Origin of the sequence: Actinomadura viridis (assembly GCF_015751755.1) — a bacterium.
GTDB lineage: Bacteria > Actinomycetota > Actinomycetes > Streptosporangiales > Streptosporangiaceae > Spirillospora > Spirillospora viridis.
In genome coordinates, this window is the sequence record NZ_JADOUA010000001.1 from 3,516,918 (window position 1) to 3,542,173 (window position 25,256).

A 25,256-nucleotide genomic window follows, 5' to 3' on the forward strand; every position below is an offset into this window, starting at 1 on the left:
GCCGAACGGAACGGATGACCATGACGCGATCGCAGCCCGCCACCGCCCGCCCCAAGGGGCTCGACTCGCCGCTGGTGCCCAGGGTCCTCAAGGTCGCGTCACGGCTGAACGTGGCGGTCTACCGGGCGACCGGCGGCCGGATCGGCGGCAGGTGGCGCGTCGGGAGCGCGTTCCCCAGGGGCGTTCCGGTCTGCCTCCTCACCACGCGCGGCCGCAGGACCGGCCTGCCGCGCACGCTCCCGCTGCTGTACCTGGCGGACGGGGACCGGGTGATCCTCGTCGCCTCCCAGGGCGGCCTGCCCAGGCACCCCCTGTGGTACCTCAACCTCCGCGCCGATCCCCGGGTGGCCGTGCAGATCCGCCGCGAGACGCGCGTGATGCGCGCCCGCACGGCGGACGCGGCCGAGCGGGCGGAGCTGTGGCCGCGCCTGGTGGCGATGTACGCCGACTTCGACCGCTACCAGTCGTGGACGGACCGGGAGATCCCCGTGGTCGTCTGCGAGCCCGCGGGCTGAGGACGGGCGGGCCTCACCGCAGCCGCCACCGCGCCCGCCGGCCGGAGGCGAAGGCCCGCTGGCCCTCGGCCAGCGACTCCTGGTCGGTGCCCAGCTGGACGAGCGTCCTGCCCACGTCGAGCGCCTGCCGGTGGCCGAGCTCCTGCGCGTACCAGATCGCCCGGACGGTGGCCTGGACGGCCAGCGGTGGCTGGCTCGCGATGACGGTGGCCGCCCGCAGCGCCGCCTCCCGCAGCTCCCCGGCCGGGACCACCTCCTGGACGAGGCCGATCTCGTGGGCGCGGCGCGCGCTCAGCCGCTCGTGCGCGCCCATGAGCGACATCCGCATGACCTCGCCGAGGGGCATGCGCTGCAGCATCAGCATGGGCTCGAACACCGCGGCCATCCCGTAGGTGGTGTGCGGGTCGAAGAAGGTCGCGTGCTCGGCGGCGATGATGAACTCCACCTCGCCGAGCAGGTAGAACGCGCCGCCGCAGGCCATCCCGTTCACCGCGGCGATCACCGGCTTCCACAGCTGGGCGCCGCTCTTGGGCGGCAGCAGGTCGACCGGGTCGTTGGCGTGCAGGGGGGTGGCGCCGCGCCGCTCGCCGAACTCCTTCCGCGCCTCGGGGTCGGCCACCGCGGCGCGGTCCAGCCCGGTGCAGAACGCCTCGTCCCCGGCGCCGGTGAGCACGACGACCCGGACCTCGTCGTCGTCGCGGAGCGCCCGCCAGCAGGCGTGTAGTTCCCGGAGCATGTCCAGGTCGAAGGCGTTGAGGACGTCCGGGCGGTTCAGGGTCACCCAGGCGACGCCGTTCTCGGTCGTGCAGTCGATCGTCTTGCGGGGCGGCATGCGGTGCGTCCTCCGGGTCGGTCAGCCGGACTGCGGCGCGGACGGGGTGAAGCGGACCTTGAACGTCTCGTACCCGGAGACGAAGTTGGCGGGCCGGCAGGCGGGCTCGCCGCCGTCCACCGGCTCGATGTCGGGCAGCCGGGCCAGCAGCCGCTCGAACATCACCTTCAGCTCCAGCCGGGCCAGGCTGTTGCCGAGGCAGAAGTGCGGCCCGTTGCCGAAGGCGATGTGGTCGTTGGGGGTGCGCGCGGTGTCGAACCTGAACGGGTCGTCGAAGACGTCCGCGTCCCGGTTGGCCGAGGGGTAGAGCAGCAGCACGTCGTCACCGGCGCGGATCCGCTGCCCGCGCAGCTCGAAGTCGCGCGTGGCGGTGCGGTTCATGTTCTTGATGGGGGAGACCCAGCGCAGCATCTCCTCCACCGCGGCGGGGATCCCGCCCGGGTCCTCGATCAGCCTCCGCCGCTGGCCGGGATGGGCGCACAGCTGGTACATCCCGCCGGAGATCACGTGCCGGGTGGTCTCGTCGCCCCCGATCAGGATCAGCAGGGACTCCTGGACGAGCGAGTCCAGGTCCAGCCGGTCACCGTCGATCTCGGCGTGGACCAGGACGCTCATCAGGTCGTCGCGCGGGTCGTCGAGCCGTTCCCGGGCCGCCCGGGTGGCGTACTCGGTGAAGCCGCCGAACGCCTCGCCCGCCTTGACGAGCAGGTCCGGGTCGTCGCCCCCGGTCAGCGCGCGCAGCATGTCGTCGGACCAGGCCAGCAGCATCGAGCGGTCCTCGGGCGCCACACCGAGGGCGTCGCCGATCACGATCAGCGGCAGGGGCGCGGCGACGTCGGCGACGAAGTCGCACTCGCCGCGCTCGCAGATCCCGTCGATGATCTCGTCGCAGACCCGGCGCAGGTAGTCCTCCTGCGCGGCCACCCGGCGCGGGGTGAAGCCGGCGCTGACCAGCTTGCGGCGCAGCTTGTGCTCCGGGTCGTCCATGTCGATCATCATGGGCATGGGGTCGGTGTCGGCCCGGATCCCGTGCGCGCTGGAGAACACCCCGGGCATCCGGGAGACCAGCTTGACGTCGGCGTGCTTGGAGATCCCCCATACGCCGCCGTTCTCGTCGCGGTACACGGGCGCGTTCTCCCGCATCCAGCGCAGCTCCTCGTGGGGGTCGCGGCCCCAGAACTCGCCGCTGATCAGGTTGATGGCCTCGTTGGTGGGGTGGTCGGGCATCGCCGGTGGCTCCTTGCCGGACGGGGCGGACACGGGGGACACGGGGCGGGCACAGGGCCGGGACTTCGAAGCAGAGGCTCAGACCGGGGCGGACCGCCCGACGAGCAGGGGCAGGCTCGACAGCCCGCGGATGTTGCTGGAGTAGTGCCGCCGCACGCCGGCCTCGTCGAACCCGAAGTCGGGGAAGCGCTTGAGCAGTTCCTCGAACGCGATCCGGGTCTCCAGGCGCGCGAGCGAGGCGCCCAGGCACAGGTGGCGTCCGAACCCGAAACTGACGTGCCGGTCGATCCGGCGGTGGATGTCGAACAGCTCCGGGTCGGGGTACTTGCGCTCGTCGTGGACGGCCGAGCCGGTGATGAGGATGACGCGCCGGCCGGCGGGGATGACGGTGCCGTGCAGCTCCACGTCCCGGAGCGTCCACCGGCCCTGGTAGTGCGAGGGCGGGTCCCAGCGCAGCATCTCCTCCACGGCGTTGGGAATGAGCGAGGGGTCGGCGACCAGCTCGCGCCGCTGGCCGGGGTACCAGGCGAGCGCGATCACCCCGTTGGGGATGAGCTTGGCGACCGTCTCGTGCCCGGCGAAGGCCAGCTCCAGGAACCGCGAGGCCAGCTCGCCGTCCCCCAGGGAGCGCGTGCCACCGTTCCCGTCCTCCACCTCGGTGTTCATCAGGAGGGTGATCACGTCGTCGCCCGGGTTGCGGCGCCGGTCCCTGACCAGGTCCGCCAGCAGCGCCCACAGCTCGGCGCCGGCCTCGTAGGCGTCGGGCGGCGTGCCCATGTCCTCGGTCCGCGCGGAGATCCGGTCGCTCAGCTCGTGGATGGGCTCGCGCTGCTCCTCGGGGATGCCGATGAGCTCGCTGATGACGTCCAACGGCAGCCGGAGGGAGAAGTCCCGGACGAGGTCGAAGCGGTCGGCGTCCCGCAGGCGGTCGAGCAGCCCGGCGGCGGTCCGCCGGATGAACGGCTCCAGCAGGGCGATGCGGCGCTGCGTGAAGACGCGTGCGACGACCTTGCGGTGCATGGTGTGCTCGGGAGGGTCCTTGGTGATGAGGAAGGGGGCGCCCTGGTCGACGCCTTCGATCGTCACGCCGTGGGCGCTGGAGAACGAGTCGGTGTCCAGGTGGGCGTCGATGACGTCCTGGTAGCGCGACAGGGCGTAGAAGCCCAGTTCCTCGTTGTGGTAGACCGGGGCCTCGTCGCGCAGCCGCCGGTAGGTGGGGAACGGGTTGTGCACCGTCTGCTGCGAGAACGGGTTGTACTCAACCATGGAGCGCTCCTTGCTCGGGTTCGGTGGGACCGGACGGCCCGGCGGCGCGTGCGGCGGGGCCGCCGAGGGCGCTGCCGAAGCTCCCCGCCACGGGGGACGGCGACCGGACGGTGAGGTGGTCGAGCCCGATCGCGGGGTGGGCGGCGGCGGCTCCGATCACCCCGGCCAGGACGTCGGCGACCTCGTCCGGTGTCATGAACTCCCGCTGGGCCAGCCCCCGTACGCTCCAGTCCTCCAGGACGCGGGTCAGCAGGCCCGGGTCGAAGCCGGTGCCGAAGTCGGTCGGGAAGGTGGCGCCGACCCTGACGGTGGTGAACCGCAGGCCGGGCCGCTCGGCGCGCCAGCCCTCCACCAGCCTCTCCAGGGCGCTCTTGGACGCGGCGTAACCGGCCAGGCCGGTGCGGAGCTGGTGGACGGTCTCCGACGACAGGACCACCACCATGGCGCCGGGCGCCAGGGCGGGCAGGCAGGCGCGCAGCAGCCGGTGCGCGGCCACGGCGTTGGCGTCGAAGAGGTCGTGCAGGTCCTCGCCGGAGGTGTCCTCGATCATGCGCAGCCGGGCGGCGCCCACGCTCCACACCAGCACGTCGATCCCGCCGAGCAGGTCCCGCGCGGCCCCGGCCAGCCGGGCGCAGTCGTCCTCGCGGCGCAGGTCGGCGGCCCGGCGGTCGCCGCCGCCCGCCTCGGCGACCGCCTCGTCGAGCAGCGCCTCCCTGCGCGCCGTCATGAGCACCCGCGCGCCGTCCCTGACCGCGCGTACGGCCAGCGCCCGCCCGATGCCCGCCGACGCCCCCGCGATGAGGACGCGGTTTCCCGCCAGAGGTGCACTGCCCATGGGAGCCGTCGGCCTTCCTGTGTTCCGGGGGAGGGGGAGCGCCGGGGGCGCGGTCAGACCTCGCGGGGACCGGGGGTCACGCGGCCTCCGCGATGCTCTTGATCTCCAGGTACTCCTCGAAGCCGGCCACGCCGCTCTCCCGGCCGACCCCGCTCTGCCGGTACCCGCCGAACGGCACGTCCGCGCCGTAGAACAGGCCGCCGTTGACGGAGATCGTCCCGGTGCGGATCCGGTCGGCGACGGCGCGGGCGCGCTCGGCGGATTCGCTGATCACCATGCCGGACAGGCCGTACCGGGAGTTGTTGGCGATCCGCACCGCGTCGTCGTCGCCGTCGTGGGCCAGGACGGCCAGCACCGGCCCGAAGATCTCCTCCTGGGCGACCGTGGCGTCGGGATGGACGTCGGCGAGCACGGTCGGCTCCACGTAGAAGCCGCCGGGCAGGTGATCGGGGACGCCGCCGCCCAGCGCGACGCGCGCGCCCTCCCGCGCGCCCGTGGCGATGAGGCCGAGGACGCGTTCGCGCTGCCGTTCGCTGATGAGCGGGCCCATCAGGTTCCCCGGGTCGGCGGGGTCCCCGTACGGCCAGCCGCGCAGGGTCTCCACCAGCATCTCCAGCCCTTCCTCGTACCGCGAGCGGGGCAGGACGAGCCGGGTGAGGATGGCGCAGCCCTGGCCGGCGTGCGTGGTGATCTGGAAGGCGGCGTTGCCGACGGCCTTCTTCAGGTTCGCGTCGTCGAGCGCGACCAGGGCCGACTTGCCGCCCAGTTCGAGGAAGACCTTCTTGATGCTCGCCGCGCCCGCCCGCATCACCGCGCGGCCGGTCGCGGTGGAGCCGGTGAAGGAGACCATGTCCACCCGCTCGTCCTCGGTCAGCTGCCGCCCGACCTCGTGCCGGGAGGACGTCACCACGTTGAGCACCCCGGGCGGGATGTCGGTCCTCTCGGCGGCGAGGCGGCCGAGGAGCGTGGCCGTCCAGGGGGTGTCGGGCGCGGGCTTGAGGATCACGGTGTTCCCCGCGGCCAGGGCGGGGCCGACCTTGGCGAGGTTGATCTGCATGGGGAAGTTCCACGGCGTGATGGCGCCGACGACTCCGAAGGGCTCGCGCCGCAGGTAGCGGTGCGTACGGATGCCGTACGGCTCGGCGATCCCCAGGTCGGTGACCCACGCGTAGTCCTCGGCGAGGCCGGCGACCCAGCCGAGCCCTTCCAGGGGGATGTCGAGCTGGGCTCCGTGGGTGAGGGCGACCGGGGCGCCCGCTTCGGCGACCAGCGCCGCGCGCAGCGTCTCGGCGTTCTCGGTCAGGGCCTCCTGGAGCTGGCGCAGGCACCGCACGCGGAAGGCGGGGTCGTCCGCCCATCCGGTGCCGTCGAACGCGGCGCGCGCCGCGGCGATCGCCGCGTCCATGTCGGCGGCGGTGCCGTCGGCCGTGACTCCGATCTCCCGCCCGGTCGCCGGGTTGAGGTTGGGAAAGGCGCCGCCGCCGGAGGCGGGCACGAGCCGGCCTCCGATCAGCATCCTCTCCTCGCGCTCGACGTCCGGCATGGGGCCTCCAGGATGGTCGGGTGTCCGGGCCGGGCCGCGGCGACCCTCGGCCCCTTCGTACACTTGATGATATATATTATCCAATCGGCTCCCAGCAGCCAATGCCGGAAGGGTGCGCCCATGCGTTTCGAGGAACGGGTCGCCATCGTCACCGGTGCCGGTCAGGGCATCGGCGAGGCGTACGCCAGGGCCCTGGCGGCCGAGGGGGCCAGGGTCGTGGTCGCCGATCTCGACGGCGAGCGGGCCGGGAAGGTCGCCCGGGAGATCGAGGCCGCGGGCGGCGCCGCGCTGGCCGTCGTGACCGACGTCGCCGACCCCGCCGGCGCCCAGGCGATGGCGGACGCGGCGGTGAAGGCGTACGGCGGCGTCGACTACCTGGTCAACAACGCGGCGATCTACGGCGGCATGCGGGTCGAGGCGCTGACCAAGGTCGACCTGGACTACTACCAGCGGTTCATGGCGGTGAACCTCAACGGCGCGCTGCACTGCACCCGCGCGGTGTACCGGTCGATGCGCGAGCGCGGCGGCGGCGCGATCGTCAACCAGTCCTCCACCGCCGCGTGGATGGCGGGCGGCTTCTACTCGATCGCCAAGGCGGCCCTCAACAGCCTCACCGTCAACCTGGCCGCGGAGCTGGCCTGGATGAACATCCGGGTGAACGCGATCGCGCCGGGCCCGACCGACACCGCGGCGACCCGCGAGGTGGTGCCCGGGGACTTCATCGACCCGATGGTGCAGGGACTGATGATCAAACGCCTGGGGACGCCGGGGGACCACGTGGGCGCCGTGCTCTTCATGCTCTCGGGTGACGCGAGCTGGATGACGGGGCAGATCGTCGCCGTGGACGGCGGGCAGATCGTGCGGTTGTAGCCGGGCGGCCGCGCGGGCCCGTCCTCCGCCCCTCCGGAACGGTCAGCCGCGCGGCACCTCGCGCCACGGCCGCCCCTCCCAGGGGTCGGGCTCCTTCGGCAGCCCCAGCACCCGTTCGGCGAGGATGTTCTTGTTGACCTCGCTCGTCCCGCCCTCGATGGTGTTGGCGCGGCTGCGCAGCATGCCGCGGACCTCCGCCGGCATCGACTCGGCGTACTTGCCCGGCTTGCCCTCCCAGGCCGTTCCGGCCGGGCCGAGCATCCGGGCGGCCACCTCCTGCACGCGCTGGTTGAGTTCCGACCCGTGCACCTTGCCGATGGAGCTCTCGGGGCCGGGCGGGAGGCCGGACCTCAGGCCCGACCGCACCCGGTCGTTGGTCCAGCCGCGGATCTGCTCCTCGCACCACAGCCGGACGAGCCGGTGCCGCGTGCCGGTGTCGTCCCACCCGTACGGGAGGCCCCGCCCGGACCGCTCGCGGGCCAGCCGGACCAGCCGCCGGGTGCCCGAGCCGCCGATGCGGTCCACGCCGCCCGATCCCGAGCCCGACACCATCTGCCGCTCGCCGCTCAGCGTGGCCCGGGCCACCCGCCAGCCGTCGTTCACCTCTCCCACGCGCTGGGTGTCGGGGACGGCGGCGCCGTCGAGGAACACCTCGTTGAAGTCGACCTCGCCCCCGATGTGGCGCAGCGGCCTGACCTCGACCCCCGGCTGGCGCATGTCGAGGAGGAAGTAGGTGATCCCGCGGCGCTTGGGCACGTCCGGGTCGGTACGGGCCAGCAGCACGCCGAAGTCGGCCAGGTGCGCCCACGTCGTCCACACCTTCTGCCCGGTGATCCGCCACCCGCGGCCGTCGCGTTCGGCCCGCGTCGCCAGGGAGGCCAGGTCGCTGCCCGCGCCGGGCTCGCTGAACAGCTGGCACCACACCTCCTCGTTCGACACGATCCGGGGCAGGAAGCGCAGCCGCTGCTCGTGCGTCCCGTACTCGAACAGGGCGGGCGCGGCGAGGTTGAGGCCGAGCGGGTTGAGGCGCGGCAGGTGGTAGGGGGCCAGTTCGCGTTCGGCGGCGCGGGCCAGGGCGCGCGGCCAGCCCAGCCCGCCGTAGTCCGCGGGCCACTGGGGCGCGACCAGCCCGCTGCGGGCGAAGGCGGGATACCAGGCGCGGTACTCGCCGGGCTCGCGCACCGACCGCACCGCGCCGCGCCCGCCCCGTTCCGCGGCGGCCCGCCAGTGTCCGGGAACCTCCCGGGAGATCCACCTGCGGACGGCCCGGACCACCTCGTCCTCGGTACGGCATCCGGCCAGGGGCGGGTCATCGTTCACCGGCGTTCTCCTCTCGCGCTCGGGTCAGCCCGGTCTCCAGGGCGCGCCACAGCGCCCGTTTGGTGGCGGCGACGGCGGCGGCGTCGTTCTCCGCCAGGCGCTCGCCGAGCCGCTGCGCGGCCTCCCGCAGCCCGCCGGGCGCGACCACCTCGCTCACCCAGCCGAGCCGGAGGGCCTCCGCCGCCGTGACCCGCTCGTGCGCGCCGGTCAGCGCCATCCGGGCGACCGGGGCGAACGACGCGCGCCGGGCCAGGCCGATGGGCTCGAACGCGCTCGCCTGGCCGACGCTGACATGGGGGTCCAGGAAGCTCGCGCGGGTGGAGGCGATGACGATGTCGGAATCGGCCACGAAGTGCAGGCCGCCGCCGGCGCACACCCCGTTCACGGCGGTGACGACCGGCGTGGCGACGCCCAGGTGCCAGCCCGTCAGCCGCAGGTCGCCGCGTTTCGTCCGGCGCGACATCTCCCGGAGGGCCTCCGGGGACCGGCTGAGCTGGGCCACGTCCAGGCCGGTCTGGAAGGCGCGGCCCGCCCCCGTCACGACGATCGCGCGGACGCCCGGGTCGGCGTCCAGCTCCGCCCAGGCGTCCGGAAGGGCCGCCATCATCGCCGCGTCCATCGCGTTCCCGACCTCGGGCCGGTGGAAGGTCAGCCACCCGACCGGGCCGTGCCGCTCGACCAGGAGAGGGGCCCCGGCGGTGTCTCCCACGTTCTCCTCCTCGCCTCGTCGGGGGCGCCCGGACGGCCTTGAACCGGCCGAGAATAATATTGTATAAAATAGTCTGGCAGGGCAACAGGACGCCGGCGCCCCCGCCGGCGGGACGGGACGAGCGTCTTGGCTACCGGCACGATCACTGACGAGGGCGTCGGCCGCCTGCGCGCCCGCATCGGGATCCCCCAGGTGTACCCCGCGCGTCCCCACTACCGGCGCCCGGGCGAGGACGCCTTCCGGCACGTCGCGTGGTCCTACGGCGACGACAACCCGCTGTGGTCCGACCCCGCGTACGCGGCGGGCACCCGCTGGAAGGGCCCGATCGCCCCGCCCGCCCTGGTCGGCGGCGACGGCCTGATCGGCGAGGACGCGCTGAACGACGCCGAGATGGCCCGCCAGGAGGAACTGCGCGGCGACCCGCTGCGCGGCGTGCACGCCTTCTACGCCGCGAGCGAGCGGGAGTGGTGGGCTCCGCTGACCCCCGGCCACGACATCCTCCGGCGCACCGCCCTGGTCGGCGTCGTCGACCGGCCGAGCGAGTTCGGCGGACGCGGCGTCCAGGAGTGGACCGCCCAGGCGTTCCAGACCGGCTCCGGCACGCTGCTCGGCGCGCAGTACCGGATGATGTACCGCACCGAGCGGCGGAAGGCCCGCGAGCGCAAGAAGTACGACGGCGTCGTCATCGAGCCGTGGGACGAGGAGGGCATCGCCGCGATCGACGCCGCGTACGCGGCCGAGGCCCCGCGCGGCGCCGACCCCCGCTGGTGGGAGGACGTCCAGGCCGGCGACCCCGTCGACCCGCTGGTGAAGGGCCCCCTCACCGTCACCGACATGGTGTGCTGGCACGTCGGCATGGGGATGGGCATGTACAACGTGGCCCCCCTCCGGCTGGCCCACCGCAACCGGCAGCGGGTTCCGCGCTTCTACCACCGCGACGAGCTGGGCGTTCCGGACGCCATGCAGCGCGTGCACTGGGACCCGGCCTTCGCCCGCAGGTCCGGCAACCCCACCACGTTCGACTACGGGCGGATGCGCGAGACCTGGCTCATCCACGCCTGCACCGACTGGATGGGCGACGACGCCTGGCTGTGGCGGCTGCGGGTCGAGTTCCGCCGCTTCAACTACGTCGGCGACGTCCAGTGGGTGGAGGGCGAGGTGACCCGCCGCTACCTGGCCGAGGGCGGGCGGCCCGCCGTCGATCTGGAACTGCGCACCCGCAACCAGCGCGGGGAGGTCACCTCCCCGGCGACCGCGACGGTCCTGCTGCCCAGCCGCGAGCACGGCCCGGTCCGGCCGCCCGGCCCGCCGCGCGGCGCCACCATCCTGGAGGCGGCGTTCGACGCCACCATCGACCGGTTCGCGCTGGAGCGCGGGTGAGCGCCCCGGCCCGTTCCGGCCGGGCCGAGGAACTGGGCCTGCTGCGCGAGTCGGTGCGCGCGGCGCTGCTGGACCTGTCACCGCCGGCCGAGGTCAGGCGGCTGATGGACACCGCGCGGGGCTGGGACCCGCGGACCTGGCGCCGGCTCTGCGGCGAGCTCGGCCTCGCCGGCCTCGCGGTGCCCGAGGAGTACGGCGGGAGCGGCTTCACCCACGTCGAGCAGGGCGTCGTCTTCGAGGAGGCCGGCCGGACCCTGCTGTGCGCCCCGCTGCTGTCCACGGCCGGGCTGGCGATCCCCCTGCTGCTGGGCCTGGACGACGAGGACGCGCGGCGCGCGTGGCTTCCGGGCCTGTGCGCCGGGACGCTGGTGGCCGCCGTGGCGACGGCGGACCCGGACGGGCGGCCCCTGCGGCCCGGCGGCGCGGCCGTGGAGGCGGCGGCGTCCGGCGGCGGTCACGTGCTGCGCGGCGCCGCGGGTTTCGTGGTCGACGGCGCGTCCGCGGACCTGCTGCTCGTGCCCGCCCTGGCCGGCGACGGCCCGGCGGTGTTCGCGGTGGAGGCCGGCGCCCCGGGCCTGGCGGTGACCCCGCTGGTGACGCTCGACCTCACGCGCAAGCAGGCGGCGCTGGCCTTCGACGGGACGCCCGCCCGGCGGATCGGCGGGACCGACGCCGCCGGGGCGTTCGGCCGGGCCCTGGACGTGGGCCGCGCCATGCTCGCCGGCGAGCAGGCCGGAGGCGCCGGCCGGTGCCTGGAGACCGCCGTGGAGCACGCCACCGCGCGCGTCCAGTTCGGCCGTCCCATCGGAAGCTTCCAGGCCGTCAAGCAGCGGGCCGCCGAGATGCTCATCCGGGTCGAGTCCGCCCGTTCGGCCGCGATGGCCGCCGCGCAGGCCGCGGCGGAGGACCACCCGGACGGGGCCGGGGCCGGTGACCTGCGCGGGCTTCCCGGGCTCGCGGTGACCGCCGGGATCGCCCAGGCGTACTGCTCGGACGCCTACGTCCACGTGGCGGCCGAGACCATCCAGCTGCACGGCGGCATCGGCTTCACCTGGGAACACGACGCGCACCTCTACTACAAGCGGGCCTGGACGAGCGCCGAGACGCTCGGCAGGCCCGACGAGCACATCGAACGCCTGGCCCGGCACCTGGAGGGTGCCTGACGGGCCGCGGCCGGTGGCCGGGCGTCGCCCCGGCGGGCCGCCCGGCCGCTGACATCGCGCCCGCCAGCGGACCGGAGGGCGGGCCCGGACGAGACGCCGCGCGGGAGCCGGCGGGACGAGGAGGAACGGATGCCCGAGCAGGTCGAGGGGCCGCCCGGGAACGGGCTCGCCTCGTTCCTCACCCGGCATCCGGGATCGCCGCGCGACACGGTGGTGCACGGGAAGGACGGCGCGCTGACGCTCGGGGACCTGGGCGAGGCCGCGCGGGCGCTGGCCGCCCGGCTGGGAGAGGTGGAGCGCGCCCCCGTGGCCTGCGTCGTGGACGAAGGCGCGAGCGCGGTCGTCGCGATGTTCGCCACCTGGCTGGCAGGCGGGGTGTACGTCCCGGTCAGCGCGCGGCTCAGTGACGCGGAGGTGCGCGACCACCTCAGGGCCGCCGGCCCGGCGGCCGTCGTCGCGGACGCCGCCCAGGCCGACCGGGTGCCATCGGACCTGCACCGCCTGGTGGGGGAGAAGGGACGGTGGATCCCGCGACCGGGCACCGCCCCGTCCGGCGTGCGGCACTCCGGGGACGCGGCCCTCGTCATGCGCACCTCGGGCACGACCGGGCCCTCGAAGCCCGTGGTGCTCGGCCACGACGGAGTGCGGGAGGGCATCGACACGGTGATCGCCAGGCTGCGCGACGGCCGGTCCGGCGCCGCCGGGCCCGGCGGGTCACCGGCCCGGCCGCCGATGCCGAACCTGATCCCCACCTCGCTCGCGCTGTGGGCCGGGATCTGGAACACGCTGTTCGCGTTCCGGCTGGGCGCCCCGGTCGTCCTGCTCGACCGGTTCGACCCGGTCGGCTACGCCGCCCTGGTGAAGCGGTTCGGCATCAGGTCGACCATCCTCGCGCCCGCCATGATGACCATGCTGGCCGAGGACCCGCGGGTCACCGACCTGGCGCCGCTGAGACTCGTCCGCTCGGTCACCGCGCCGCTCACCCCCGCCCAGGCCCGGCGCTTCCGCGAACGGTTCGGCGTCCGGATCCTCAACTCCTACGGGCAGACCGAGCTGGGCGGGGAGGCGGCCGGCTGGACGGCCGCCGACCTGCGCGACTTCGGCGACGCGAAGCTGGGCGCGGTGGGCCGCCCGCACCCCGGCGTGACCGTCCGGATCCTGGACGGGGAGTCCCGGCCGGTGGCGGCGGGCGAGACCGGGGAGATCTGGATCCGCTCGTCGTTCGCGGCGGGCGAGGGGCGGATCGACGCCGGCCGCGCGGTGGACGGCTTCCTTCGCACGGGCGACCTGGGACGGCTGGACGCCGACGGCTTCCTGTGGATCGAGGGGCGGGTGTCGGACATGGTCAACCGCGGCGGCCTGAAGGTCGTGCCCCAGGAGGTGGAGGAGGTCCTGCGCCGCCATCCGGGCGTGGCCGACGCCTGCGTGGCCGGCGTCCCCGACGAGCGGCTGGGGGAGGTCCCGGTCGCCTGGGTCCGTCCCGCCCCGGGCGGCCCGCCGGAGCCGGAGGCGCTGCTGGCGTTCGCGCGGGAGTCGCTCGCGGGCTACAAGGTGCCGGTCGCGGTGCGGTTCGTGGACGACTTCCCCAGGACCGAGATCGGCAAGGTGCGGCGCGGCGACCTGGCCGCCGAAGCGACACAGTCCCCCCACGGAACGGACCCCCGATGAACTACCAGACCCTGGTCGTCGAACGCCGCGGGCACGTCGGCTGGCTCGTCTTCGACCGCCCGGACCGCCGCAACGCCATGAACGGGCTCATGCGCGAGGAGCTGCGCCGGGCCTGGAGCGAACTCGCCGGGGACCCCGGGGTTCGCGTCATCGTCAACACCGGCAACGGCCCGTCCTTCCAGACCGGCGCCGACGTGAGGGAACTCGCCACCGACGGCGTCGGGATGGAGCGCTACCGCGCGTCGGTGGAGAGCTTCGACCTGGGATTCACCTCCTGGCACCTGGGCATCGACAAGCCGGTGATCGCCGCGGTCAACGGCGTCTGCGCCGGGGGCGGGCTGCACTTCGTCGCCGACGCCGACATCGTGCTGGCCGCGTCGGACGCCTCGTTCACCGACCCGCACGTGTCGGTGGGCCAGGTCAGCGCCATCGAGACCATCGGCCTGATGCGCAAGATGCCGGCCGAGGCGGTGCTGCGCATGGCGCTGGTGGGCCGGTACGAGCGGATGACCGCCGCGCGCGCCCACGAGCTGGGCATGGTCGGGGAGGTCGTCGACCCGCCGGACCGGCTGCGCGAGGCGGCCCAGGACCTGGCGGAGAAGATCGCCCGCAACTCGCCCGCGGCGCTCCGCGCCACCAAGCGCGCCCTGTGGGGCGCGCTGGAGCACGGGCTCACCGACGCCTGCAAGGCGGGCGCGGCGGAGCTGGTCGGACTGTGGGGCCACCCGGACCAGATCGAGGGGCCCGCCGCCTTCGCCGAGAAACGCGAGCCCCGCTGGAAGACCGGCTGATCAACGCCCGAGTCCGGCCCATCGCACGACCAGGCCCGCCCGACCCTTAGGAGGGCCTTCACCGGTGATCGCTGTCATGACCTTGTCCAGGGCGGACGGAACATCCACGCCTCGCCTCACAACACGTTGTCAGTGAAGGTTCCGTTGTGATCGGGTGTCGCAGTGGGCATCGATCAGTTCTTCGGCTTCGGGCCGGGGGTTCCGTTCGTCACCCGGCAGGTCTTCACCGACCGGGAAGAACAGATTCAACGGCTCGGCCGATGGCTCGCCGACCACGGCGGCCGGTCATGGCCGGTTCCGGCCCTCCTCGACTTCCAGCGGCCCGCCGCCAACCTCCTCACCGTCAGCGGAGAGGGAGGCATGGGCAAGTCCACTCTCGCCCGGCATGCCGCCGAACTGGTGGTGGAAGGCGGCCTCGACGGCCTGCCGGACGACAGGGCCTGCGCCGTCCTGGACTTCGCCGACCCGTCCAGCGCCAGCTTCGAGAACGTCCTGCTGCGCGTGCGGGCGGGGCTGGGCGGCCTGGCCCGGAGCTGGCCGGCGTTCGACGTCGCGCTGGCCGTCTATTGGGAGCGCAAGCATCCGGGAGAGTCGCTGACGGGGTTCCTGCAGAAGGGGACCACGGCCGAGAGCCGGCGGGTGGCCGAGCAGGTCGGCGGCACCGTCGACCAGCTGCTCGGCGGGTTCGGCGCCCTCACCGTCACCTATCAGGTGCTCAGCCGGGCGGGCTCCGCCGTCAAGCAGAAGGCCAGGCTGAAGCGGCTGCGCGCCGAACTGCCCGCGCTGGACCCCATCCTGGACGAGCAGGACCCGGACCGGATGCTCGGGTACATGCCCGTCCTGCTGGCCGCCGACCTGGAACGGGCCCGGTCGAAGAGGCCCGCGCTCGCCGTGTGCGTTCTCGACACGCTGGAGATCGTGCAGAGCCTTCCACCCGAGCGCGGCGGTCTCGAGGACCTGCTGGCCCGGCTGGTCTACCTGATGCCCAACGTCGCGTTCGTCGCGGCCGGGCGCCTGCCGCTGCGCTGGCACGACCCCGTCAGGGCGGTGGGCCTGACCTACGGAGGCGAGCATCGCTGGCCCGGCCTCGCCGGTCCGGACCGCATCGAGCTGGACGGGTTCGATCCCGCGTCAGCGCGGGAGTACCTGGCGGCGCGCCTGACGATCGAGGACAGGCCCGCGATCGAAGCCCCGATCAGGGAGCGGATCGTGGCGGGCGCGGGCGGCTCACCGCTGTATCTGGATCTGTCCGCCGGCCTGTACGGGCAGTACCTGGCCAGAGGCGAAACGCCCCCGCCGGAAGCGTTCGGCCTCGGTTTCCCTGAGCTGGTGCTGCGGACGATGCGGGATCTGTCGGAGCAGGACCGCGACCTGTTGCGGGCCGCCGCACTGCTGGAGGCGTTCGACGAGGACATGCTGTGCGCGGCGCTCCCGGAGGTACGGCGCCGCAGGGTGGAGGACTTCGTGGCGCGCCCGTTCGTCCGGCAGGACGCCTCGGTGTGGCCCGCGTACCGCCTGCACGAGAACCTGCGCCGCAGCGTGCTCGACTGCGACGCCTTCACCACCGACGGCTGGACGCGGACCGAGCGGCGCGAGCACCTGCAGCGGGCGATCGACCACCTGGCCGGCGTGACGCTGTCGGTCTGGGACGAGAGCCCGGACCATCCCGTGCCGCTGGCGGTCCGCAGCCGCCGCGCCATCGCCGCGTTCCTCCTGGTGTTGCGCGGTGCGCGCGAGCACGACGCCCTGCCGCCGGTGCTGGGCGACATGGCCTACAGCCTCAGCGTGCTCGGACATTGGCAGGTCCTTGCCTCGCTGCCCGAGCCGGACGACGTCCCCGAGCTGGCGAGGCTGGCCGCCGTCGCCCGGCTGGCCGCCCGCGGCGACCTCAACGCCGAGGACCGCTACCTCGCCACGCGGCGGGTCGTCGGTGACCATGCCGGACCGGATGCCGACGGTCCTTTCGCCGACTACTACCGGTACGAGCTGGGCACCCGAGCGCACATCACCGGACGGCTGGAGGAGGCGATCGCGCATCTGTCGGCGATCACGCCGGACGGATCCCTCATCGGCACGAACGCCCTGTTCGGCCTGGCGGACAACGCCCTGCGCCGCGGTGACCACCGTTCGGTCGTCGAGCTGATGGAGAAGGCGTCGGGCGCCGAACTGGACCGGATACGGGTCGCCGACATGCTCGGTCACGTCTACATCCAGAGCGCGCGGTTCATGGAGGCCACAAACCTGTTCCAGAGGACTCTGGACGAGGCGCGGGCGGCGAACGCTCCCCTGTGGGAGGCCCGCGCCACGCGGCATCTGGCGCTCGCCCTGATGTGGTACGACGCGGACCGTACCCTGCGGCTCGTCCCTCGGGCGCGTGATCTCAACAGTGCGGTCGGGGAGCTGATCGGGGTCGCGCAGTGCGACCTGGCGGCCTCCATGGCACATGCCCTGAACGGCGATCGGGCGACGGCCTCGGAACTGCTGGACGCGGCCGTCCGCCAGTACGAGGAACTCGGTGCCAGGGGCGAGCTCGTGCCCGCCGAGGCGATCCGGGTCCTCCAGCTCGCGGCGGGCGGGCGCAGGGAGGAGGCCGCGGCGATCGCCCGCCGGCTGGCCGAGGCCGCCTGCACTGACGAGCCCGAATGCCTTCCCGTCTGGGTCGCGCTGACCGGGCTGTGGGCCGATCTTCCGGGGGCCGAAGCGGACGGCTCGATCCGGTGGCTCGACGACGCCGGGCCGCCCCGGCTCCGCTGGCTGGAACCCCTGGAACGTCTCCGGCACCGCCTCTCCGGTCTGCCACCCGGCACCTGCGGCACGCTGGACGTGGCGGACCGGCGGGCCCTGATCCCGACCGAACCGCTCCCGGCCTCCGCCGTCATCGCCGCCGTGCGGGCCGCGTCCGCCAGTCCTGCCTTCGACGGGCCGCCCGTAACGGAGCAGGGCGGCGGCGGCATCCTCCCGGGCCACCGGACGGTCGCCAAGTCCCAGCGCCGCACCCATGAGCGGCTGGAGACCGTTCTCCACCTCGAACGCCTCCGCACGGCCGCGGGTGTCTCGGCACCCCGGCTGCTCGACCACGGGACCGCCGACACCGGCGCCGGCCGCGCGTGGTGGGCCGTACTGGAACGCCTGCCCGGCGCCCACGGCGACCAGCCGACGCCGGGAAGGCAGCGCGCTCTCGGCGGACAACTCCGCCGCTGGCACGCCTGCCCGCCCGGCGGCGGCCTGCGGCTGGACGATCCCGGCGCGCTGGGCGTCCTGCTGGGCTCGGCCCGCCGCAACGCGCCCCGCGCCTACCCCGCGATCGCCGAACGCTTCGGCGACGTCTGCCTCGGGATGGAGATGACGGCGATCCATGGAGACATCGCCGTAGGGCACAACGCGCTGTTCGACGGCGACACGCTGACCGGCATTCTGGACTCGGGCGCGGTCGAGCAGGGGCCACCCATGCTGGACCTGGCGTGGGCGCTGGCGGTCGACCTGCCACGCGGCGCCACGCCCGAGCCGCTCATCGAGGGGTACGGCGCGGACGCGTTCGACCAGGAGGCGCTCGACGCGCTGCTCCCGCTGATGCTGCTACGTCGCCTCATCGACACACCGGCTCTGGGCCTGGCCGAGACGGACGGGCGGTGGATCGTCCAGCGGCTCCGCGTCGACCTTCCGGATCTGCTCGCGCTCGTCGAAAGCGAGATCGCACTCTAGTCAGACCGGCAGCCCCGCCCGGACCGCACAGGCGTAGGGGATGTAGTGGTCGAGCACGTTCGCCGGGACGGACAGCCGTTCCCGCAGTTCGGGCTCGTCAGCGCGCGCATAGAAGCGGTTGAGCCCATCGAAGAGCGCCAGTTCGTACCCGGCGGCGAGCACTCCCGGCTCCCACTCGCGGTGGCTCGGCTGTGAGGTCAGCGGCACGGTGGCCTCCACCACGATCACCCTCGGCCGCCACGTCCCCAGGTCGGCCGAGGCCAGCACTTCCCGTTCGGAGCCTTCGACATCGACTTTCAACAGATCGAACCCAGGTTCCGCGTGCTCGTGCAGGACGGTCTCCAGTCGTACGGTCTCCACCCGAAGCTCCTCGTATCCCCACCCGGCGGCCACGTGCATGTCCAGCACGTCGCGGTCCAGGGTGCTCAGGCCGCCCCCGCCCACCTTGCCCGGCCCCGGCACGACCCGGAAGAAGGTCTCCGTCCCCGCCCGCTCACCGATCGCGACGGCGACCGTCACATCGTCCGGGCGCGAGGCTGTCAGCCGCTCGTAGCGCTCCGGAAGCGGCTCGATGTTCACCCCGCGCCAGCCGAGCCGGTCCACCAGGTTCTTGGTCAGCGAGCCGCTGACCGGCTCCCCGGCGCCCACGTCGACGAAGAACCCCCCAGGACGGTCCGCGAAGGCCCGCATCAACACGACGTCCTCTGCGTTCCCGCCGTACGCGACCAGGCTGTAGCCGCCGAGGTCCTGTACGCCCATGCCGTCCCGCACTCCCGCTGCGGGGCCACCGGCCCACCCGGCGGCCCCGCAACACTTCACCGACCCACCCTCACGGGAGGTCGAGGGTCCCTTCCTTGATCTTCTGCACCAATGCCCTGAACGCCGCTCCGCTCACCGCGAGCCGATCCCCGTCGGGGTCCTTGGAATCCCGCACCCCGACAGCCCCGGCCAACCCGGCCACCTCGACACATGCCTCGTCGGTCGCGCCACCGCTGTGGGAACTCTTACGCCAGATCATGAATAGCCCTCCATGAGCTTCTCGATCAGGACTCGGGAGGCGTCCTCGGACAACGCTTTTGCCCCGATCAGCTCGAAATCTACGGCCAACTCGCGGACCTCGGAAGGGTCCTGCACCAGCCGTCCACCACGGAACGCTCCGATGTAGGCGATCTCCCGGGAGTCCAAGGTCATGATCTGGAAGGGCCCATCGAGTCCCACGTGCGCACCCGTGGATCTAGGGATGATCCGGATGATGATGTGAGGTATTTCGCTCAGCTCCAAGAGCCGGTGGAGTTGCTCCCGCATCACGGCAGCCCCACCGACTGGGCGATCCAGAACGGCCTCGTCGAGCAACACCACGAGCAACGGCGGATCGTGCCTGTTCAGCAGCGCCTCCTGGCGCGCCATCCGAGATTCGACCGCGCGCTCAAGATCCGGTACACGCCCCACCTTGAGAAAGGCCCGAGCATAGTCCTCTGTCTGGAGCGGGACCGGGACGACGTGCCCCTGGTAGATCTTCCCGATCCCCGCTCGCAACTCGTACTCAGAGTACTGCTGGAACCAGTCCGGATCATGACCCATGCGAGCGAACTTCAAGAGCCGCTCGAAGTGGCCGCCGGTGTTCCATGCCTCGTCGAGCAATCGGGCCTGCTGCATGTCCAGCCGCGCTCGTCCAGCCTCAAGATTCGCAACATGCGACCGGACACAACCAATGATCTTTCCTACCTGAGTCCCCGTGAGGCCATGCTTGTTCCGGTAAAACCGCAGGTCATAGGCCAACCATGCGTAGAGCGAAGAGTTGGGGTCGATCTCATCCGCGGCGCCCATCGAGTGCCTCCAATTGTTTGGAGTGTTTTCGAATACGCCGCATCTTAGCTGCGAATAGCGACCCTGAGAGGAGAAACCCAAAGTACAGGAAGGGTGGACCGGTGGCGTCCATGAAGCCGGATTGTCTGAATATATCCATACTCGCCAGTGCGGCTGCGTCGGGCCTGGCGCGTAGTCTGACGAACGCCCGCCTCATAAAATGGGGCTACACGCACATATCAGACGATGTGTTCCTTGTGGCATCTGAATTGATCGCCAATGCAGTGATGGCCACCCCGAGGCAAGAGATCAAATATCAGATCAGCCGAGACGGCGACGAGATCCTGCTGGCGGTCTGGGACTCCAGCACCAGCGTCCCGGTTCCCAGGCCCGCCCCGCCGGTCGAGCTGACCCTCGAAACGCTCGACCTCGCGCCCGAGCGCTGGGACGACAATGGCGGCTGGGGCATCCCGATCATCGCCACGCTCGCCGTCAGCAGCGGCTACACACTCGACCCGAACGGCGGCAAATGGGTCTGGGCCCGCCTCAAACCCTGAGCGGGCTCCCGGTGTCCGCCAACGTTCACGGGTGGAGCGTCCTCCCGTTCGTTGACTTGCGGCGAGTTGCTGCACTGGACCGTTCCTGAGCGTGCAACTCGCCGCAAGTCAACGAGCCCTGGCGGCGCCACATAACCCTCCGGCCGCCTTCGCCGAGAAGCGTGAGGCTCGCTGGGTGACCGGCTGATCAGCGACCGCCGAAGTCGGGGGAGCGGCGCTCCGTGAAGGCCCGCAGACCCTCCCGGAAGTCGGGGCTGCGCGAGCTGAGCTCCATCGCGTACGCCTCGTCGGCCAGATGCCGCCGCAGGTCGCCGCCGCCGGACGCGTTCAGCAGCGCCTTGGTCAGCCCCAGGGCCACGGTGGGGCCCGCGGCCAGCTCGGCGGCCAGCGCCTCGGCGGCACCGGCCACCTCGGAACCCTCCACGGCGGAATGCGCGATGCCCCACTCGACCGCCTCCGTGCCGCTGAACTTGCGGTCGAGCATCAGCAGCTCGCGGGCCCGGGCGGGGCCGACCACCCGGGGGAGCAGCCAGGTGCTGCCCGAGTCGGGCGTGAAACCGCGCCGGAGGAAGGGGTACCAGAACACCGCGTCCCGCGCGGTCACGGTGAAGTCGGCGGCGAGGGCGAGCTGCGCGCCGATGCCCACGGCCCAGCCGCGCACCGCGCACACGACGGGGAGCTGGAGGTCGAGCAGCAGCGGGATCAGGCGGTTGGCCTGGGCGGGCATCCGGCGCTGGATGCTGCCGGTCCGGGGCTTGGGGGCACCGGCGGCCCCGGCGTTGCGGCCGACGATGTCGAAGCCGCTGCAGAAGTCGTCACCGGCGCCGGTCAGCAGCACCGCCCGCAGCCTCTCGTCGGTCCTGGCGGCCTCCAGGGTGCGGATGAGCGCCGCCATGGAGACGTCGGTCAGGGAGTTGCGGTGCCGTGGCCGGTCCAGGACGAGCCGCAGCACGACCCCCTCCACGCCGATCTCCAGCCCGTCCACCGGCGCGTACGGATCGCTCACGGCCACCCCTCGGCGTTGATTGTAGTTTTAATATAATAAACAAAAAGCGACTCGGGAGGTGCGGTGGACGGGAACACCGGAGCGCAGGGCCCACGCCTGCTGTCGGGCCTGAGGGTGGTGGAGTGCTCGATGCTCGGCCCGGGCGCGGTGTCGACGCCCCTGGCCGATCTGGGCGCCGACGTGATCAAGGTCGAGCCGCCCTCCGGCGACTACATCCGCTCGATGAGCTGGCCCATCGTGACCGGACGCTCGCTGCTGCACCTGCACATCAGCCGGGGCAAGCGCAGCATCGTGCTCGACCTGCGCACGGACGGCGGCCGTTCGGCCTTCCTGGACCTGGTCGCGGGCGCCGACGTCGTCGTGGAGGCGATGCGGCCGGGCGGCCTGGACCGCCGCGGGCTCGGCTACGAGCGCCTCCGCGAGGTCAACCCGCGGGTCGTGATGTTCACGATCACCGGATACGGGGCGACCGGCCCCTACCGGGACCTGCCGAGCCACGGGATCGCCTACGACGCCTGGGCGGGAACGGTCGCGCCCGCCTCCGGGCCGGAGGGCATGCCGTCGATCCCCGACCACACCTCGATCGGCATCACGGCGGGACCCCTCTTCGGGACGGCGGCGATCCTGGCCGGGGTGCTCCGGGCGCGGGAGACCGGCACCGGATGCCATCTGGAGGTGGCGCAGTCCGACGCGGCGGCGGCCTTCGACTGGCTGCGCAGCGAGACCTGCCGGGCGTACGAGCGTCCGGCGGACGAGGTCACCGGCAACCCCGCCGACGGCCACGAGCGGCGCCCGCCCGGCACGGCGGGCATGGCCGACGGCGTCCGGTACCAGTTCTACGAGTCCGCCGACGGGCACGTGCTCTTCATGGCCTCCGAACGCAAGTTCTGGAAGAACTTCTGCGCGGCGGTCGGCCGGGAGGACCTGTTCGCCGGACGGCCCGGCGCGCGGCTGGCCGACCACGCCCGGGGCGACATGGAACTGCGCCGCGAGCTGGCGGGCATCTTCCGCACGCGCACCACCGCGGAGTGGATCGAGCTGGGCCTGCGGCACGACGTCCCGATCGGCCCGGTCAACACTCCGGCGACCATCGCCGACGATCCGCAGTTCGCCGCGCGGATGCCCTGGCAGCCGGCCGGACGGCTGGTCGCCGACCAGCTGCCGTTCCCCGTCCGGGTGGTGGGCGAGCCGCCCCCGGCGGCGGAACGTCCGGCGCCCGAGCCGGGGGAGCACGGTGAGGAGATCCTGCGGGAGGTGCTGGGCTACGACGCCGAGCGCGTCGCCCGGCTCCGCGAGTCCGGCGCCTTCGGGACATGACGGGCCGGTCCGCGCGCCGCCCGCCTCCCCGTGCCCTTCAGTCCCGCGCGGGGGGCGGGCTCGTGGCGAGGCGTTCCCGCAGGACGTTCTTCAGCACCTTGCCCGCCGCGTTGACCGGCAGTTCGGCGACCACGTGCACCTGGCGCGGCACCTTGTAGTTGGCCATCCGGGTACGGCACCAGGCGATGAGCTCCGCCTCGTCGATCCGCTCGCCCCGGCGGGGGACGACGAAGGCGGCGCCGACCTCGCCCATGCGCGCGTCGGGGACGCCGACGACCGCGGCCTGGGCCACGGCGGGATGCCGTCCGAGCAGGTTCTCGATCTCGGCGGGGTAGGCGTTGAAGCCGCCGACGATGTACATGTCCTTGATCCGGTCGGTGATCCGGATCCGCCCGGCCGCGTCGATCACACCGATGTCGCCGGTGTGCAGCCGGCCCTCCGCGTCGATGGTCGCGGCCGTCTCGGCGCCCTCGTCGAAGTAGCCCTTCATCACGGTGTAGCCGCGCACGAGGATCTCGCCCTCCGTGCCTGCGGGGACCGGGTCTCCCTTCGGGTCGACCGCGACGACCTCCAGGCCCGGCAGCGGGCGGCCCGCCGTGGACGCGACCGTCTCCAGCGGGTCGTCGTACCGGCACATCGAGACGATCGCGCACGACTCGGTGAGCCCGTAGCCGGTCACGATGTGCTCGAAGCCCAGCTCCTCCCTGATCCGGTACAGCAGCGCCGGGGGCACGTTGGCGGCGCCCGTCACCGCCAGCCTGAGGGTGGCCACGCCGTCGGCGGTGAAGCGCGGATGCTCCAGCATGGTCTGGTAGAGGGTGGGGGTTCCGGGCAGGACGGTGACGCGCTCGCGGCGGACCACGTCCAGTACCTCGGGTACGTCCAGGGTGCGCTGCGGCAGGATGGTCGCCCCCACCAGGAGCGAGGCCAGCCAACCGGCTTTGTACCCGAACCCGTGGAAGAACGGGTTGACGATGAGGTAGCGGTCTCCCTGCCGCAGGCCGACCACGGTCGACCACACGCCGTACGCCCGCAGCGTCTGGCCGTGCGTGCACATCGCCCCCTTGGGACGGCCCGTCGTCCCCGAGGTGAAGAGCATGTCGGACAGGTCGTCCGGGCCGACCTCCGCCGCCCGCCGCTCCGCGTCGGCCAGGGGGGCGCTCTCCCCGCGCGCCCGGAAGTCCTCCCAGGGGGTGACCCCCTCCCCGGCCGGACCGGCCATGCCCACCACCGTCTCCAGATGGGGCAGGCCCTCGTACGGGCGGCCGGTGCCCGGCCCGCCGGCCGCGGCCGACAGGTCGGCGGGGTAGTCGCGACCCAGGAATCCGCTCACGGTGCACAGGACCCGGGCCCGGCTCTTACCGAGGACGTACGCCGCCTCCGCCCCCTGGAACCGGGTGTTGAGCGGGACGAGCACGCCGCCCGCGCGCTGCAGCCCGAGCGCCGCGATCACCCAGCGGGCCGAGTTGGGCGCCCAGACCGCCACCCGGTCTCCCTTGCGGAGCCCGGCGGCCAGGAACGCCCGGGCCGCGGCCGTCACCTCGGCGTCGAGCCCGGCGTACCCGAGCCGCAGGTCACCGTCGACGATCGCCTCGGCCGGGCCCAGCCTGCGGGCGGCGTCGGCGAGCAGGGCGCCGGTCGTTCCCCAGCGCAGGTCGGCTCGGGGGTCGTCGTGGGGGCCGGCGGCGGGCGAGGGGGGCGAGGTCATGGTTGCCTCCGCGCGGGTGGGGAGCGCTGGCTCCTTTTTGCATAACATATATACTCTACAATTCCGGGTGGCCCTGCCGGGCTCGTCGCGCCGCGTTCGCCAAGGAGGCAACCGTGTCCCGTCTGCTGGAGGACAAGATCGCCATCGTCACCGGCGCGGCGCACGGGATCGGCCGGGGGCACGCCCTGGAGCTGGCCCGGCACGGCGCCCGGGTCGTCGTCAACGACCTCGGCACGACGGTGCGCGGCGAGGGCGCGGGGCGGGACGCCGACGAGGTCGTGCAGCTGATCGCCCGGCGCGGCGGGACGGCGATCGCCGACCACGGCGACGTCGCCGACGACGAGCAGGCCCGGGCGCTGGTCGACCGGGCGGTCGCCGAGTTCGGGCGGGTCGACATCGTGGTGAACAACGCCGGCATCGCCCGCGACAAGGTCATCTGGAACATGACCCCGGACGACTTCGACCTGGTCATGCGGGTGCACGTACGGGGCAGCTGGCTGATGACGCACCTGGCCGCGCGGCACTGGCGGGCCAGGGCCAAGGCCGGGGAGGCCTTCACCGGCCGCGTCATCAACACCACCTCGGGCGCCGGCCTCGCCGGGAACTTCGGGCAGAGCAACTACGCCACCGCCAAGGCCGCCATCGCCGGTCTCACGCTGACCACCAGCCTGGAGCTCTACCGGCTCGGCGTCACGGTCAACGCCGTCGGTCCCGGCGGGATGACCCGGCTGACCGCCACCATGGGCCCTGACCTGACGGCCTTCGAGCCCGACGAGCTGGGCGAGGACGAGTACCACCCGATGGACCCGGCCGGCAGCTCCCCGCTGGTCGCCTGGCTGGCCAGCGACCAGAGCCAGCATGTGACCGGCCAGGTCATCCGGGCCGTCCACGACAAGATCCACCTCATGGAGGGCTGGCGGGAGGCCGCCACCATCTCCAGCGGGGAGAAGCGGTGGGACGCCATGACGCTCGGCATGCGGCTGGCGACCGACGTCTTCGGCACCCGGGCCCCCGGCCTGCGCTGAGGGCCGGACCGCCCGC

At 73.1% G+C, this 25,256-nt stretch carries 22 protein-coding genes; 10 read left to right on the forward strand and 12 right to left on the reverse strand.

Going from position 1 to position 25,256, the window contains the following annotated elements; translation table 11 throughout:
* Nucleotides 1-20 precede the first annotated feature (20 nt).
* The gene (locus tag IW256_RS15865) at nucleotides 21-515 is read left to right on the forward strand and encodes a nitroreductase family deazaflavin-dependent oxidoreductase (RefSeq protein ID WP_307828908.1); all 495 of its coding nucleotides are present in this window, start codon (nucleotides 21-23) and stop codon (nucleotides 513-515) included.
* Between the two features lie 13 nt (nucleotides 516-528).
* Here IW256_RS15865 and IW256_RS15870 read toward each other — a convergent pair whose 3' ends face one another.
* The 5 genes from IW256_RS15870 to IW256_RS15890 all read right to left on the reverse strand — a co-directional run bounded on the left by IW256_RS15870 (nucleotide 529) and on the right by IW256_RS15890 (nucleotide 6,218).
* A complete protein-coding gene (locus IW256_RS15870; RefSeq protein ID WP_197011711.1) occupies nucleotides 529-1,347 on the reverse strand; it encodes an enoyl-CoA hydratase/isomerase family protein in 819 nt (272 codons plus the stop codon).
* A gap of 21 nt (nucleotides 1,348-1,368) precedes the next feature.
* The gene (locus IW256_RS15875) at nucleotides 1,369-2,574 is read right to left on the reverse strand and encodes a cytochrome P450 (RefSeq protein WP_197011712.1); all 1,206 of its coding nucleotides are present in this window, start codon (nucleotides 2,572-2,574) and stop codon (nucleotides 1,369-1,371) included.
* Between the two features lie 78 nt (nucleotides 2,575-2,652).
* Nucleotides 2,653-3,840, reverse strand: coding sequence for a cytochrome P450 (locus tag IW256_RS15880; protein ID WP_197011713.1), 1,188 nt, complete (start codon nucleotides 3,838-3,840; stop codon nucleotides 2,653-2,655).
* Nucleotides 3,833-4,675 carry an SDR family oxidoreductase gene (locus tag IW256_RS15885; protein WP_197011714.1) on the reverse strand — a complete coding sequence of 281 codons (843 nt, stop codon included), beginning with the start codon at nucleotides 4,673-4,675 and terminating at the stop codon, nucleotides 3,833-3,835. Before IW256_RS15885 ends, IW256_RS15880 begins: the two co-directional genes overlap by 8 nt.
* 76 nt (nucleotides 4,676-4,751) lie before the next feature.
* Nucleotides 4,752-6,218 (reverse strand): aldehyde dehydrogenase, encoded by a 1,467-nt coding sequence (locus IW256_RS15890; RefSeq protein WP_197011715.1) that lies wholly within the window; start codon nucleotides 6,216-6,218, stop codon nucleotides 4,752-4,754.
* Between the two features lie 120 nt (nucleotides 6,219-6,338).
* Here IW256_RS15890 and IW256_RS15895 point away from each other — a divergent pair, with 120 nt between their 5' ends.
* Complete coding sequence (locus tag IW256_RS15895; RefSeq protein ID WP_197011716.1) at nucleotides 6,339-7,088, forward strand: SDR family oxidoreductase; 750 nt, start codon at nucleotides 6,339-6,341, stop codon at nucleotides 7,086-7,088.
* A 42-nt stretch (nucleotides 7,089-7,130) separates the two neighbouring features.
* Here the strand turns inward: IW256_RS15895 and IW256_RS15900 are convergent, their stop codons facing one another.
* Both IW256_RS15900 and IW256_RS15905 read right to left on the reverse strand, forming a co-directional pair.
* The gene (locus IW256_RS15900; RefSeq protein WP_197011717.1) at nucleotides 7,131-8,408 is read right to left on the reverse strand and encodes an acyl-CoA dehydrogenase family protein; all 1,278 of its coding nucleotides are present in this window, start codon (nucleotides 8,406-8,408) and stop codon (nucleotides 7,131-7,133) included.
* Entirely contained in the window at nucleotides 8,398-9,117 is a 720-nt protein-coding gene (locus IW256_RS15905) for an enoyl-CoA hydratase/isomerase family protein (RefSeq protein WP_197011718.1), read from the reverse strand. Before IW256_RS15905 ends, IW256_RS15900 begins: the two co-directional genes overlap by 11 nt.
* 126 nt (nucleotides 9,118-9,243) lie before the next feature.
* Between IW256_RS15905 and IW256_RS15910 the strand changes: the two genes are divergently transcribed.
* From IW256_RS15910 to IW256_RS15930, 5 genes are all read left to right on the forward strand, one after another.
* Nucleotides 9,244-10,497 (forward strand): hotdog family protein, encoded by a 1,254-nt coding sequence (locus IW256_RS15910; RefSeq protein WP_197011719.1) that lies wholly within the window; start codon nucleotides 9,244-9,246, stop codon nucleotides 10,495-10,497.
* On the forward strand, nucleotides 10,494-11,660 hold the full coding sequence (locus tag IW256_RS15915; RefSeq protein ID WP_197011720.1) for an acyl-CoA dehydrogenase family protein: 1,167 nt from the start codon (nucleotides 10,494-10,496) through the stop codon (nucleotides 11,658-11,660). The genes IW256_RS15910 and IW256_RS15915 overlap by 4 nt, the downstream gene beginning before the upstream one ends.
* Nucleotides 11,661-11,789: 129 nt before the next feature.
* On the forward strand, nucleotides 11,790-13,328 hold the full coding sequence (locus tag IW256_RS15920) for a class I adenylate-forming enzyme family protein (RefSeq protein ID WP_197011721.1): 1,539 nt from the start codon (nucleotides 11,790-11,792) through the stop codon (nucleotides 13,326-13,328).
* Complete coding sequence (locus tag IW256_RS15925) at nucleotides 13,325-14,119, forward strand: enoyl-CoA hydratase/isomerase family protein (RefSeq protein ID WP_197011722.1); 795 nt, start codon at nucleotides 13,325-13,327, stop codon at nucleotides 14,117-14,119. Before IW256_RS15920 ends, IW256_RS15925 begins: the two co-directional genes overlap by 4 nt.
* Before the next feature lie 162 nt (nucleotides 14,120-14,281).
* Nucleotides 14,282-17,821 (forward strand): aminoglycoside phosphotransferase family protein, encoded by a 3,540-nt coding sequence (locus IW256_RS15930; protein WP_197011723.1) that lies wholly within the window; start codon nucleotides 14,282-14,284, stop codon nucleotides 17,819-17,821.
* Here IW256_RS15930 and IW256_RS15935 read toward each other — a convergent pair whose 3' ends face one another.
* The 3 genes from IW256_RS15935 to IW256_RS15945 all read right to left on the reverse strand — a co-directional run bounded on the left by IW256_RS15935 (nucleotide 17,822) and on the right by IW256_RS15945 (nucleotide 19,648).
* On the reverse strand, nucleotides 17,822-18,580 hold the full coding sequence (locus tag IW256_RS15935) for an FkbM family methyltransferase (protein WP_197011724.1): 759 nt from the start codon (nucleotides 18,578-18,580) through the stop codon (nucleotides 17,822-17,824).
* Between the two features lie 70 nt (nucleotides 18,581-18,650).
* Nucleotides 18,651-18,839, reverse strand: coding sequence for a DUF397 domain-containing protein (locus tag IW256_RS15940; protein ID WP_197011725.1), 189 nt, complete (start codon nucleotides 18,837-18,839; stop codon nucleotides 18,651-18,653).
* A complete protein-coding gene (locus IW256_RS15945; protein ID WP_197011726.1) occupies nucleotides 18,836-19,648 on the reverse strand; it encodes a helix-turn-helix domain-containing protein in 813 nt (270 codons plus the stop codon). The genes IW256_RS15940 and IW256_RS15945 overlap by 4 nt, the downstream gene beginning before the upstream one ends.
* A gap of 110 nt (nucleotides 19,649-19,758) precedes the next feature.
* Here IW256_RS15945 and IW256_RS15950 point away from each other — a divergent pair, with 110 nt between their 5' ends.
* Nucleotides 19,759-20,184: an ATP-binding protein gene (locus tag IW256_RS15950; RefSeq protein ID WP_231404821.1), complete on the forward strand. Its 426-nt coding sequence runs from the start codon at nucleotides 19,759-19,761 to the stop codon at nucleotides 20,182-20,184.
* Nucleotides 20,185-20,371: 187 nt separating this feature from the next.
* Here IW256_RS15950 and IW256_RS15955 read toward each other — a convergent pair whose 3' ends face one another.
* Nucleotides 20,372-21,190, reverse strand: a complete 819-nt coding sequence (locus tag IW256_RS15955) for an enoyl-CoA hydratase/isomerase family protein (protein ID WP_197011728.1) — start codon at nucleotides 21,188-21,190, stop codon at nucleotides 20,372-20,374.
* Nucleotides 21,191-21,253: 63 nt separating this feature from the next.
* Between IW256_RS15955 and IW256_RS15960 the strand changes: the two genes are divergently transcribed.
* Nucleotides 21,254-22,507, forward strand: coding sequence for a CaiB/BaiF CoA transferase family protein (locus tag IW256_RS15960; protein ID WP_197011729.1), 1,254 nt, complete (start codon nucleotides 21,254-21,256; stop codon nucleotides 22,505-22,507).
* A 37-nt stretch (nucleotides 22,508-22,544) separates the two neighbouring features.
* On the opposite strand, the gene IW256_RS15965 is transcribed toward IW256_RS15960, so the two are convergent.
* Nucleotides 22,545-24,215, reverse strand: a complete 1,671-nt coding sequence (locus IW256_RS15965; protein ID WP_197011730.1) for a FadD3 family acyl-CoA ligase — start codon at nucleotides 24,213-24,215, stop codon at nucleotides 22,545-22,547.
* A gap of 113 nt (nucleotides 24,216-24,328) precedes the next feature.
* Between IW256_RS15965 and IW256_RS15970 the strand changes: the two genes are divergently transcribed.
* Nucleotides 24,329-25,240, forward strand: a complete 912-nt coding sequence (locus IW256_RS15970; protein WP_197011731.1) for an SDR family NAD(P)-dependent oxidoreductase — start codon at nucleotides 24,329-24,331, stop codon at nucleotides 25,238-25,240.
* Nucleotides 25,241-25,256: the final 16 nt, after the last annotated feature.

What these genes read in the sequence shown, in the direction of transcription:
- IW256_RS15865 (WP_307828908.1), top strand. Translation starts at nt 21, where the DNA reads ATGACGCGATCGCAGCCCGCCACCGCCCGCCCCAAGGGGCTCGACTCG.
- IW256_RS15870 (WP_197011711.1), bottom strand. Translation starts at nt 1,347, where the DNA reads ATGCCGCCCCGCAAGACGATCGACTGCACGACCGAGAACGGCGTCGCC.
- IW256_RS15875 (WP_197011712.1), bottom strand. Translation starts at nt 2,574, where the DNA reads ATGCCCGACCACCCCACCAACGAGGCCATCAACCTGATCAGCGGCGAG.
- IW256_RS15880 (WP_197011713.1), bottom strand. Translation starts at nt 3,840, where the DNA reads ATGGTTGAGTACAACCCGTTCTCGCAGCAGACGGTGCACAACCCGTTC.
- IW256_RS15885 (WP_197011714.1), bottom strand. Translation starts at nt 4,675, where the DNA reads ATGGGCAGTGCACCTCTGGCGGGAAACCGCGTCCTCATCGCGGGGGCG.
- IW256_RS15890 (WP_197011715.1), bottom strand. Translation starts at nt 6,218, where the DNA reads ATGCCGGACGTCGAGCGCGAGGAGAGGATGCTGATCGGAGGCCGGCTC.
- IW256_RS15895 (WP_197011716.1), top strand. Translation starts at nt 6,339, where the DNA reads ATGCGTTTCGAGGAACGGGTCGCCATCGTCACCGGTGCCGGTCAGGGC.
- IW256_RS15920 (WP_197011721.1), top strand. Translation starts at nt 11,790, where the DNA reads ATGCCCGAGCAGGTCGAGGGGCCGCCCGGGAACGGGCTCGCCTCGTTC.
- IW256_RS15925 (WP_197011722.1), top strand. Translation starts at nt 13,325, where the DNA reads ATGAACTACCAGACCCTGGTCGTCGAACGCCGCGGGCACGTCGGCTGG.
- IW256_RS15935 (WP_197011724.1), bottom strand. Translation starts at nt 18,580, where the DNA reads ATGGGCGTACAGGACCTCGGCGGCTACAGCCTGGTCGCGTACGGCGGG.
- IW256_RS15940 (WP_197011725.1), bottom strand. Translation starts at nt 18,839, where the DNA reads ATGATCTGGCGTAAGAGTTCCCACAGCGGTGGCGCGACCGACGAGGCA.
- IW256_RS15945 (WP_197011726.1), bottom strand. Translation starts at nt 19,648, where the DNA reads ATGGGCGCCGCGGATGAGATCGACCCCAACTCTTCGCTCTACGCATGG.
- IW256_RS15950 (WP_231404821.1), top strand. Translation starts at nt 19,759, where the DNA reads ATGAAGCCGGATTGTCTGAATATATCCATACTCGCCAGTGCGGCTGCG.
- IW256_RS15965 (WP_197011730.1), bottom strand. Translation starts at nt 24,215, where the DNA reads ATGACCTCGCCCCCCTCGCCCGCCGCCGGCCCCCACGACGACCCCCGA.